The sequence below is a fragment of the Planobispora longispora genome (genome assembly GCF_016863135.1).
Taxonomy (GTDB): domain Bacteria; phylum Actinomycetota; class Actinomycetes; order Streptosporangiales; family Streptosporangiaceae; genus Planobispora; species Planobispora longispora.
Window position 1 is genome coordinate 57,935 of sequence record NZ_BOOH01000068.1, and the last position, 11,004, is coordinate 68,938.

Consider the following 11,004-nt stretch of genomic DNA (forward strand, 5'->3'; position numbering starts at 1 on the left):
ATATACAACACCGTTGTACATCAACGTTGCATGACGTACCCTCCTCGACATCACCGATGCGAATCCGCCTTTCGGTCATTGACGCCCACCGACGGCCACCGACGGTTACCGACGGCCGATGACGCCCCCGGTACGGGCAGGGGACATCCCTTAGGAGCAGGCATGGAACTCTGGCAGCTGTCCGCAACTCAGCTCGCGGCAGGAATCCGCACCCGGGAGATCTCAGCGGTCGACGTCGTGGAGTCCTGCCTGAGCAGGATCGACGAGGTCAATCCCATGTTGAACGCCCTCGTCGACGTCCGTCCCGAGGAGGCCCTGGCCGACGCGCGCCGGGCCGACGAGGCGGTCGCCGCCGGCGAGGCGCTCGGCCCGCTGCACGGCGTGCCGGTCTCGACCAAGCTCAACACGCCGCAGAAGGGGCGCCTGATGAGCCACGGGATCGCGGCCCTGGCCGGCGCGACGGCCACCGAGGACGACGCGTGCATCGGCGCCCTGCGCGGCGCGGGCGCGATCCTCCTCGGCCGGAGCAACGTCCCCGCGTTCTCGGTGCGCTGGTTCTCCACCAACGACGCGCACGGCAGGACCCTCAACCCGTGGAGCGCCGACCACACGCCGGGCGGCTCCAGCGGCGGTGCGGCCAGCTCCCTCGCCGCCGGCATGACGCCGCTGGCGCAGGGCAACGACATCGGCGGGTCGATCCGCTTCCCCGCGGCATGCTGCGGCGTGGTCGGCATCCGCCCGACCGTCGGCCTGGTGTCCAACTGGATGGCTCCCGAGGACAGCTCGATCGAGGGCCCTCTGACCTTCCAGTCGTGGGCGGTGCAGGGCCCGCTGGGCCGGAACGTGGCCGACGCCCGCCTGGCCCTGCAGGTGATGGCCGGCCCCGACCTGCGCGACCCGTTCGGCGTCCCCGCGCTGCCCGAGGCCGCGCCGCCGGCCGGGCCGGTTCGCGTCGGGCTCGTCCGCGACGTGGGCCTCGCCGCTCCGCACCCGTCCGTCGACGCCGCGCTGGACGACGCGGCGCGGTGGCTGGCCGACGCCGGCTACGAGGTGGAGGAGCTGGAGCTGCCGATGCTCGCCGAGGCGTCGAGGCTGTGGTCCCTGCTGCTGTTCGAGGACATGCGGCCCGGGCTGCCCGGCATGCTGGCGATGGCGGACGAGGGGCTGCGCGTCCACATGCGCCACGCCTATGAGTACGCCGCGGAGCTGTGGGGGGACAAACCCGGCCTCGAGGTCTACATCCAGGGCTGGGCCCGCCGGGCGACGCTCATCACCCGGCTCCAGGAACTGCTGGGCAGGGACCGGATCCTGCTGACCCCGGTCTCGGCAGAGCCTCCCTTCGAGCAGGACGCCGACATCGACGACCCGGCGCGCGGACGCGCCATCGTCCCGGCGCAGTGGCCGATGACCGCGCTGCCGGTGCTGGGGTTCCCCGGCGTCTCCGTGCCGGCCGGGCTGGCCGACGGGCTCCCGATCGGCGTCCAGCTCATCGGCGGGCGGTTCGCCGAGGACGTCATCCTCGACGCCGCCCAGGCGATCGAGGACCGGGCGCCCCGGCTCGTCCCAGCCCTGTAAGAAGCCGTACCGCCCGCCGATTGGAACCGCTCGCATGACCCACGCCCCCGCCGACCTGCTGTTCACCGGCGGCCCCATCCTGACCATGGACTCCGCCCGCACGTGGGCGTCCAGCCTGGCCGTCCGCGGCGGCCGGATAATCGCGGTCGGGCACGACGAGGTCAAGGACCTGGCCGACCCGCACACCGAGGTCGTCGACCTGCGGGGGCGGCTGCTGCTGCCCGGCTTCCAGGACGCCCACATCCATGCCGTGATGGGCGGGGTGGAACTGGGGCAGTGCGATCTGTCCGACACCACCGACCCGCGCGAGTACGTGCGCCGTGTGCGCGCGTACGCCGAGGCGAACCCCGGCAAGGAGTGGATCACCGGCAGCGGCTGGTCCATGGAGAGCTTCCCCGGCGGCGTGCCCACGCGCGACCTGCTCGACGCGGCCGTGCCCGACCGGCCCGTCTACCTCACCAACCGCGACCACCACGGGGCCTGGGTCAACAGCCGGGCCCTGGAGCTGGCCGGGATCACCGAGCGCACCCCCGACCCGGCCGACGGCCGCATCGAACGGGATCCCGGCGGCGTTCCCGCGGGGACGCTCCAGGAGGGGGCGATGGCCCTGGTCGGCGCCCTCGTGCCCGAACCGACCGCCGAGGACCGTCTGGCCGGGCTGCTCCGCGCGCAGGAACTGCTGCACAGCCTCGGTGTCACCGCCTGGCAGGACGCCCTGCCGGCCGGTTCCGACGGCTATCCCGACCCGTCCGACGCCTACCTGGCCGCCGCCCGCGACGGCCTGCTCACCGCGACCGTGGTCGGCGCGCTGTGGTGGGCCCGGGGACGGGGGGCCGAGCAGATCCCGGAGCTGCTGGAGCGGCGCGAGCGGCTCACCCGCGGCCGGCTGCGCTGCGGCACCGTCAAGATCATGCAGGACGGCGTCGCGGAGAACTTCACCGCCGCGATGACCTCCCCCTACCTGGACGTCTGCGGCTGCGCCACCGGCAACAGCGGCATCAGCTTCATCGACCCGGAGGCGCTCAAGGAGTACGTCACCGCGCTCGACGCGCTCGACTTCCAGGTGCACTTCCACGCCCTGGGCGACCGCGCCGTCCGCGAGGCGCTGGACGCCGTGCGGGCCGCCCGCACGGCCAACGGGTGGCGGGACACCCGCCCGCACCTGGCGCATCTGCAGGTCGTCCACCCCGACGACCTGCCCCGGTTCCGGGCGCTCGGCGCGGCCGCCAACATCCAGCCGCTCTGGGCCGCCCACGAACCCCAGATGGACGAGCTGACCATCCCCTTCCTGGGGCCCGAGCGCGCCGCCCGGCAGTATCCGTTCGGCGACCTGGTGCGGGCCGGGGCCGTCCTGGCGGCCGGGAGCGACTGGCCCGTCAGCAGCCCCGACCCCCTGCACGGCGTCCACGTCGCCGTCAACCGCGTCGCGCCCGGCGAGGACGCCGAGCCGTTCCTGCCCGGGCAGGCCCTCGACCTGGTCACCGCGCTGACCGCGTACACCGCGGGCTCCGCCCATGTGAACCATCTCGACGACACCGGCAGCCTGCGTCCCGGCAACCGGGCCGACCTCGTCGTCCTGGACCGCGATCCCTTCGCCGGCCCCGCCGGGGCGATCGCCGGGACACGGGTCGCCCTCACCTACGCCGGCGGGACGCGCGTGTACACGGCTCCCGGCGCCTGACCCCGCGGCGGCCCGCCGGTGAACCGCGTACGGAGGTCGTCGCCGCCCCGGCCGGCGGCATCGGACCCCGCCGGGCGGTGGATCTCACCAAAGCGGCAATACGGTCATCGGTCTCCCGTTAGCCTCGGCCCATGCGATTCCGACGTAACGCGCTCCTCGTCCCAGTGGTGTCGGGAATCACTGTTTCGGCATGCGCGTGGATCGGCCAGCCGCCGGCCGCGGCGGCCCCGCCGTCCACCGGTTCCGCGCAGGCCGGTTCCCCGCGGCTCGGGTCATCACAGGCCGGGGCGGCGGAGGCGCCCGGCCCGGGGAACCCCCGCGGCCGCGCGGCCGTACCGCCCGAGGCCCGGCCGGTCGACACCTCGCGACCGACGCGGGTCGTCGGCGACGGCACGCCCGGCAGCTGCACCTCGCGGGCCGTGGTGCGGGCGGTCGCCGCGGGCGGCGTCATCACCTTCTCCTGCGGTCCCGGGCCGGTGACCATCAAGCTGACCGCCACCGCCAAGGTCCGCAACACCAGCCCGCGCGTCGTCATCGACGGCGGCGGGAAGGTGACGCTCAGCGGCGCGGGCAGGCGGCGGATCCTCTACATGAACACCTGCGACAAGGCGCAGGTGTGGACCACGTCGCACTGCGACGACCAGGAGACCCCCCGGCTCACCGTGCAGAACCTGACGTTCGCGGACGGCGACGCCACCGGGGAGCGGCTCGACGGGGGCGGGGGCGGGGCGATCTTCGTGCGCGGCGGCCGGCTCACAGTGATCAACTCCCGGTTCGTCCGCAACCGCTGCGATCCCACCGGCCCGGACGTGGGAGGAGCCGCCATCCGGGTGCTCGACCAGTCGCGCGATCTGCCGGTCCACGTCGTCGGCAGCACGTTCGGCGGGGCCGCCGGCCAGGGCGGCGTGTGCTCCAACGGCGGCGCGCTGAGCAGCATCGGCGTGTCGTGGGAGGTGCTCAACAGCGTCTTCACCCACAACAGGGCCGTCGGGCGGGGCGCCAACCCGGCGAAGGCCGGGACCCCGGGCGGCGGCAGCGGCGGGGCCGTCTACGCCGACGGGAACAGATTCACCGTGCGGATCGCCGGGTCGATCATCACGGACAACCACGCCCGCGAGGGCGGCGGAGCCGTCTTCTTCGTCAGCAACGACCGCACCGGCACCCTGCGCGTCGAGCACTCGACGCTGCGCCGCAACCGCAGCGCCGGATTCGAGACCGGGGGCTTCCCCGGCATCTTCTTCCTCGGCGCCGGCGGCCGCCCGCTGGTGACCTCCTCCACGATCAGATGACCGGCGAGCGGCGCGGCGGTGCCCCGGCCCCCGTCACGTCTCCGGCGTCGGGATGGTGTCGAGGGTGCTCCCGGCCTGCTCGCGCGAGGTGGTGTCGTAGCGGTCGGACAGGGTCCGGAAGACGTGCTCGGCCCGGATGGCGGGCCAGTCGGCGGGCAGGTGTTCGGCGGGCAGGTGGGGATCGGTGCGCACCAGCTGGAGCCAGTCGTTGTGCAGCAGGAGCTGGCGGGTGAAGTCGTCGGGGACGGCCGGCGCGGGGTCGGGGTGGTCCCAGCGGTCCAGGAAGGCGCGGTATCGGGCGGCGATGCCGGCGGTGTCGAACGCGCGGCGGACGAGCTGGGCGGCCTCGGTCGGCTCCGCGGCGTGGGCCCTCATCACGTTGAGATGGCCGTCCAGGCCGAGCTCCGCGACCACCCGGGGGACGTCGACGTGGCCTGGAGCGATCCACAGGCCGTTCTGCAGGGGACCGAAGCCCGCCCACATGAGGCGGGTGCGCAGGTCGTGCCGTTGACGCCGCCAGGCCTCCGGCAGGGAGAAGCCGACCAGGGTCCAGGTGCCGTCCCACTCCCGGTTGACCACCCCCGTGCTCCAGATGCGGTCGTGGCCGTCCCGTAGGACGGCGCCGGAACGGCCGGTGAGCCCGAAGTACATCTTGCGTCCGCGACGGTGCCGGGCCAGCAGGTCCCGCCGGACCATGCGGGCCAGGGTGGCGCGGACGGCCTCCTCGGAGACCCCGACGCGGGCCAGCACGTCGATGACGCTGCCCGAGTAGACCGCGACGTCCCGGCCGAGGACGTGCAGGCCCAGAAAGCTCAGGAGCAGGGACTGCGGTCGCGGTGAGCCCGCCTGCTCGTCTCCGGCGGTCTCGCCGCCGTCATGGTCCCCGGTCGTGGTGTCCGCTGTCGTCGCGCTCGTCACGCGGCAAGTGTAGGTCCGCCAACAAAGTTATGCACTTCGTTGACTGTCGACATAAAAGTGTCTAACGTCTGAGCCTGTAGACGTGAGATGAGGAGCCACCAGTGGATCTGACAGGGAAAGTCGCGGTCGTCACCGGCGGCGGGCGCGGCCTCGGGTTCGCCTACGCCTCCGCGCTGGCCGGGGCCGGCGCGGCCGTCGTGGTCAACGACGTGGACGCCGAGGCCGCCGGGCACGCGGTCGAGGAGATCACCGCCGCGGGCGGGCGGGCCGTCGCCGAGGTGGCGCCGGTCGGCACCGGCGAGGCCGCGCAGGCGCTGGTGGACCGCGCGGTCGACGCGTTCGGCCGGCTGGACGTCATGGTCGCCAACGCGGGCATCCTCCGGGACCGCGTGTTGTGGAAGATGACGGACGAGGACTTCGACGACGTGGTCCGCGTGCACCTGCGCGGCACGTTCACCTGCGCCCGCGCCGCCGCGATCCGCATGCGCGAGCAGGGCGGGGGCGGCCGCATCATCACCGCCTGCTCCCCGGCCGGCCAGCGGGGCAACTTCGGCCAGACCAACTACGCCGCGGCCAAGGCCGGCATCGCGGCGATGACCCGCACCTGGGCGCTGGAGCTGGCCCGGGCCGGCGTCACGGTCAACGCGATCGTCCCGATCGCCGCCACCGGGATGACCCGCACGATCCCGGCCTTCGCCCCCCACATCGAGGCACTGGAGAGCGACGGCGAGCCGCTGCCCGACTGGCTGCGCAAGGCCGAGGGATTCGGGACCCCCGAGGACGTCGCCGGGCTGGTCGTCTTCCTCGCCTCCGACGCCGCCGCCGGCGTCACCGGCCAGTGCGTGGGCGTCGGGGGCGACAAGCTCGCCCTGTGGTCGCACCCGCAGGAGATCGCCACCGCCTACGCCGACGGCGGCTGGAGCGCCGACGCGATCGCCGCGGCCTGGTCCTCCTCGGTCGGCCGCGAACCGCAGAGCTACGGCATCCCCGCCCCGCAGGCGCCCGGCGCCTGAACCGCCCGCCCGACCATCCGCCCGACCGTCAGCGAAAGGAGCCGATGATGACGTCGCTCAACCTGGACGACCTCGTCGCCATCGACGTGCACACCCACGCGGAGATCTCCGCCGGCGGGCACCCGTCGCTGAGCCCGGAGCTCTCGGCCGCCTCCGCCCACTACTTCAAGGTGCACGGCAGCCGGGAGCCCACCATCGAGGAGATGGCGGCCTACTACCGCGAGCGGAAGATGGCCGCGGTGGTCTTCACCGTGGACGCCGAGAGCGCGACCGGGCACCCGCCGATCCCCAACGAGGAGATCGCGGCCGCCTGCGCCGAGCACCCCGACGCGCTGATCCCCTTCGCCAGCATCGACCCCTGGCGCGGCCGGGCCGGCGCCCGGCGGGCCCGGCGGCTGGTGGAGGAGCACGGGGTCCGCGGCTTCAAGTTCCACCCCAGCATCCAGGGCTTCTCCCCCGACGACCCGATGGCCTACCCGCTGTACGAGGCCATCGAGGAGCTCGGCGTCCCCGCGCTGTTCCACACCGGGCAGACCGGCATCGGCGCCGGGGTCCCCGGCGGCGGCGGCATCCGGCTGAAGCACTCCAACCCGATGCTGATCGACGACGTGGCCGTGGACTTCCCCGAACTGCGCATCATCCTGGCGCACCCGTCCTTCCCCTGGCAGGACGAGGCGCTCGCGGTCGCCACGCACAAGCCGTACGTCTACATCGACCTGTCGGGCTGGTCGCCGAAGTACTTCCCGCCGCAGCTGGTGCGCTACGCCAACACGCTGCTGAAGGACAAGGTGCTGTTCGGTTCGGACTACCCGGTCATCTCCCCCGACCGCTGGCTGGCCGACTTCGCCCGGCTCGACATCAAGCCCGAGGTCAGGCCGAAGATCCTCAAGGACAACGCGGCCCGGCTGCTCGGCCTGGACAAGGGCTGAGGGCGCCGTGCGCAACCAAGGCATCGGATCCTGGCCGGCGCGCCGGGCCCGCAAGACCCCCGGCCGGGTCGCCGTCGTGCACGAGGGACGTCAGATCACCTACGGGGAACTGCACGAGCGGGTGCTGCGCCTGGCCCACGCCCTGCGCGGCCTGGGGGTACGGCGCGGCGACCGGGTCGCCTACCTGGGCCCCAACCACCCCGCGTTCGTGGAGACGCTGTTCGCGGCCGGAGTGCTCGGGGCGGTGTTCGTCCCGCTCAACACCCGGCTGGCCGTACCGGAACTGGCCTTCAACCTCTCCGACTCCGGCGCCGCGGTCCTCGTCCACACCCCGTCCGAGACGGCCTCGGCGCTGGACGTCCGCCACCGCGTCCCGCTCGACGACTACGAGCGGCTGATCGCCGGGGCCGGCGGCGAGCCGATCGACGAGCCGGTCTCCCCCGGCGACCCCTGCATGATCATGTACACCTCGGGGACGACCGGCCGCCCCAAGGGGGCCGTGCTCTCGCATGCGAACATCACCTGGAACAGCGTCAACGTCCTCGTCGACATCGACGTCCTCGCCGACGAGGCGACGCTGGTGGCCGCCCCGCTGTTCCACACCGCGGGGCTGAACATGACCTGCCTGCCCACGCTGCTCAAGGGCGGCCGGGTGGTGCTGCTCGGCGCGTTCGACCCCGGCCGGGTGCTGGAGCTGATCGAGACCGAGCGGATCACGCAGATGTTCGGCGTGCCCACCATGTTCGACGCGATGGCCGGCCATCCCCGCTGGGCCGGGACCGACCTGTCGAGCCTGCGCACGCTCAACTGCGGCGGCGCGCCGGTCCCCCTGCGCACCATCGAGACCTACCTGCGGCGCGGCCTGGACTTCAGCCAGGGGTACGGAATGACCGAGGCCTCCCCCGGCGTGCTGTACCTCCCGGCGGAGCAGGCCGTGGCCAAGGCCGGTTCGGCCGGGGTGCCGCACTTCTTCACCGACGCGCGCGTGGTGCGCTCCGACGGCCGTGACGCCGCGCCGGGCGAGAAGGGCGAGATCCTCGTCCAGGGGCCCAACGTCATGACCGGTTACTGGGGCGCGCGGCCCCTCGTCCCCGGCGAGTGGCTGCGCACCGGGGACGTCGCCCGGCTGGACGAGGACGGCTACGCCTACATCGTCGACCGGGTCAAGGACATGTTCGTCTCCGGCGGGGAGAACGTCTACCCGGCCGAGGTCGAGCAGGTGATCCTGGAGCACCCCGCCGTCGCCGAGTGCGCCGTCATCGGCGTCCCCGACGCCGTCTGGGGCGAGGTCGGCCGGGCCGTCGTCGTGCTCAGGCCGGACGCCGGCGCCGCCTCCGTCGACCTCGCCGACGACATCCTGGGCTTCCTCCGGGGACGGCTCGCCAAGTACAAGATCCCCAAATCCGTCGTCTGGGCCGGGACGCTCCCCCGCACCCCCTCGGGGAAGATCCTCAAGCCCGCGCTGCGCGACTCCCGCACCACCTCCGGGGCCTGATCCCCGGGGCCCGCCCCCGCCCGCCGCCGTCCCGGCGGCGACCTCCCGCCGAAAGGACTTCCACCATGCCCACCACCGCGCACGGACTCGACGAGCTCAAGGCCCTGGCCGGCGCCGACCTCGGGCGCACGGAGTGGCTGGAGATCACCCAGGACCGGGTGAACACCTTCGCCGACGCCACCGACGACCACCAGTGGATCCACACCGACCCCGAGAGGGCCGGGAAGGGACCGTTCGGCGCCCCGATCGCCCACGGCTACCTGACCCTGTCCCTGATCATTCCCCTGTTCAACCAGCTCCTGGAGATCGGCGGCGTCTCCATGAGCATCAACTACGGCCTGGACAGGGTCCGGTTCCTCACCCCCGTCCGCGTCGGCGCGAAGATCCGCCTGGCCGGTGTCGTCGAGGCGGTGGAGGAGGTCAAGGGCGGCGTGCAGATGCACCTGACCTTCACCGTGGAGGTCGACGGCGGCGAGAAGCCCGCCTGCGTGGCCCAGGCCGTCTACCGCCACTACGCCTGACCCGATCACCGGTCCCGCCGGAACCACTTCCTCCATCCGAGGGCGAAAGTAGGTCGCTCGGCGGCGATTAGGCCCTCCTCCTCCGGCATAAGGCGGGTTATATTCGCGGTGATCTGCTTCGCTTATCCCTTCGCGCGGACCGAAGGGAGAGGTATGAGAGGGAGGCCAGAGATCCCATGTGCTACGGCTACGGCCCCAGCAGGCGGTCCCTGCTCACCGCGGGCCTCGGAATCGGGGCGGCCGCCGCCCTCGCCACCGCCTCCCCCGCCGAGGCGGCGTCCCGCCGCACCGGCGGGTCGCGCGTCCCTCCGGGGCTGATCAGCATCCAGCTCTGGACGGTACGCGACGACCTCTCCCGGGACTACGACGCCACCCTCGCCTACCTGGCCGGGATCGGCTACCCGAGGGTCGAGCTGGCGCTCGGCTACTTCGGCCGTACGGCGCGGCAGCTCCGCCGGTTCCTCGACCGGCTCGGCATCCGCGCCACCTCCAGCCACGACGGCATCAGCGCCGACGACGCCGCACTGGAAACGAAGATCGAAAACGCGCTCACCCTCGGCCAGTCCTACATGGTCGTCCCCTACCTGAACTCGACCAGCCTGGACGAGTGGAAGGCGTGGGCCGAGCGGATGAACGTCGAGGCGGAGGCCGCCCGGTCGGCCGGGCTGCGGTACGGCTACCACAACCACGCCCACGAGTTCACGACCGACCTCGGGGGCGGCAGGACGCCATGGGACGTGCTCACCTCCGAGCTCGATCCGCGCCTGGTCCACCTGGAGATCGACATCTACTGGGCGGTCACCGGCGGCATCGGGCGCGGCGTCGCCGACCCGGTGGGCTTCACGCTCGACGTCATCCGCGAGGCGCCGCAGCGCGTGCTGCAGTTCCACGTCAAGGACCGCCACCTCGACGGCGACATGGCCGACCTCGGCGCCGGGACCATCGACTTCCGGCGGATCTTCGACGCGCACCGCGTGAAGGAGTACATCGTGGAGAACGACACGCCCGATGTGACTCCCCGGCAGACCGCGGAGGTCGGATACCGCTACCTGCGGAGGCTGAGGTTCTAGACCGCTACCGCGGGCAGCCGGGGATCCGCCGGTCCGGGTCGGACGCCCCTGGAGCGGCCACCGCCCGCACGGCCGACACGGCGGCGCGCGCTCCGCACGGCGGGTCGGACAGCGCCACGACCAGCACCGGCGGGACCACCGCGAGCGTCAGGGTGGCCAGCGCCAGGTAGACCTGCTCCCGGCGGCTGACCGTGCAGGTGAACCGCTGCCCCGCCCGCACGGGGCGTACGGCGTTCAGGGCGTCCATGCCGCCGGCGAAGGCGCGGTCCTGCCGCCGGAGCATCTGCTCGATCTCCGCCAGGACCCGGGCCTCTCTCCTCGACAGGTTCATGCGGCACGACTCCTCGATGTGCGGCCCCTCGCCCGGTGAACGGGCGAGGGGTCCGGCCGGGTCTTCCCGGTGGATCCGGTCAGGACTCCGGAAGGTGCGGTCAGGACTTCTCGGCGGGGCCGGTCACGCCGGTCCGGGCCGTCGGGGGCGTGATGTGCGGGTGCTTGAGGTCGAAAGCGGGG

The 11,004-nt window shown here is 73.1% G+C and carries 10 protein-coding genes; 8 read left to right on the forward strand and 2 right to left on the reverse strand.

All coding sequences use genetic code 11. The features are described 5' to 3' along the window. The first annotated feature begins 162 nt into the window (after nt 1-162). The 3 genes from Plo01_RS37325 to Plo01_RS37335 all read left to right on the forward strand — a co-directional run bounded on the left by Plo01_RS37325 (nt 163) and on the right by Plo01_RS37335 (nt 4,545). Complete coding sequence (locus Plo01_RS37325) at nt 163-1,575, forward strand: amidase (RefSeq protein WP_203895509.1); 1,413 nt, start codon at nt 163-165, stop codon at nt 1,573-1,575. 34 nt (nt 1,576-1,609) lie between these two features. Beyond that, nucleotides 1,610-3,256, forward strand: coding sequence for an amidohydrolase (locus Plo01_RS37330; protein WP_203895510.1), 1,647 nt, complete (start codon nt 1,610-1,612; stop codon nt 3,254-3,256). 131 nt (nt 3,257-3,387) lie between these two features. Then, complete coding sequence (locus Plo01_RS37335) at nt 3,388-4,545, forward strand: hypothetical protein (RefSeq protein ID WP_203895511.1); 1,158 nt, start codon at nt 3,388-3,390, stop codon at nt 4,543-4,545. 33 nt (nt 4,546-4,578) lie between these two features. Here the strand turns inward: Plo01_RS37335 and Plo01_RS37340 are convergent, their stop codons facing one another. Continuing rightward, the gene (locus Plo01_RS37340; RefSeq protein ID WP_203895512.1) at nt 4,579-5,463 is read right to left on the reverse strand and encodes a PaaX family transcriptional regulator; all 885 of its coding nucleotides are present in this window, start codon (nt 5,461-5,463) and stop codon (nt 4,579-4,581) included. Nucleotides 5,464-5,564: 101 nt separating this feature from the next. On the opposite strand from Plo01_RS37340, the gene Plo01_RS37345 reads away from it, so the two are divergent. The 5 genes from Plo01_RS37345 (at nt 5,565) to Plo01_RS37365 (ending at nt 10,491) form a co-directional block, all read left to right on the forward strand. Further along, nucleotides 5,565-6,476 (forward strand): SDR family oxidoreductase, encoded by a 912-nt coding sequence (locus Plo01_RS37345; protein WP_203895513.1) that lies wholly within the window; start codon nt 5,565-5,567, stop codon nt 6,474-6,476. Nucleotides 6,477-6,523: 47 nt separating this feature from the next. Then, nucleotides 6,524-7,405: an amidohydrolase family protein gene (locus Plo01_RS37350; RefSeq protein WP_203895514.1), complete on the forward strand. Its 882-nt coding sequence runs from the start codon at nt 6,524-6,526 to the stop codon at nt 7,403-7,405. A gap of 7 nt (nt 7,406-7,412) precedes the next feature. Then, a complete protein-coding gene (locus tag Plo01_RS37355) occupies nt 7,413-8,900 on the forward strand; it encodes an acyl-CoA synthetase (protein ID WP_203895515.1) in 1,488 nt (495 codons plus the stop codon). Between the two features lie 65 nt (nt 8,901-8,965). Continuing rightward, nucleotides 8,966-9,421 carry a MaoC family dehydratase gene (locus Plo01_RS37360; RefSeq protein ID WP_203895516.1) on the forward strand — a complete coding sequence of 152 codons (456 nt, stop codon included), beginning with the start codon at nt 8,966-8,968 and terminating at the stop codon, nt 9,419-9,421. Between the two features lie 176 nt (nt 9,422-9,597). Then, nucleotides 9,598-10,491, forward strand: a complete 894-nt coding sequence (locus tag Plo01_RS37365) for a sugar phosphate isomerase/epimerase family protein (RefSeq protein ID WP_203895517.1) — start codon at nt 9,598-9,600, stop codon at nt 10,489-10,491. Nucleotides 10,492-10,495: 4 nt separating this feature from the next. Here Plo01_RS37365 and Plo01_RS37370 read toward each other — a convergent pair whose 3' ends face one another. Then, the gene (locus tag Plo01_RS37370) at nt 10,496-10,822 is read right to left on the reverse strand and encodes a DUF3040 domain-containing protein (protein WP_203895518.1); all 327 of its coding nucleotides are present in this window, start codon (nt 10,820-10,822) and stop codon (nt 10,496-10,498) included. Nucleotides 10,823-11,004 lie beyond the last annotated feature (182 nt).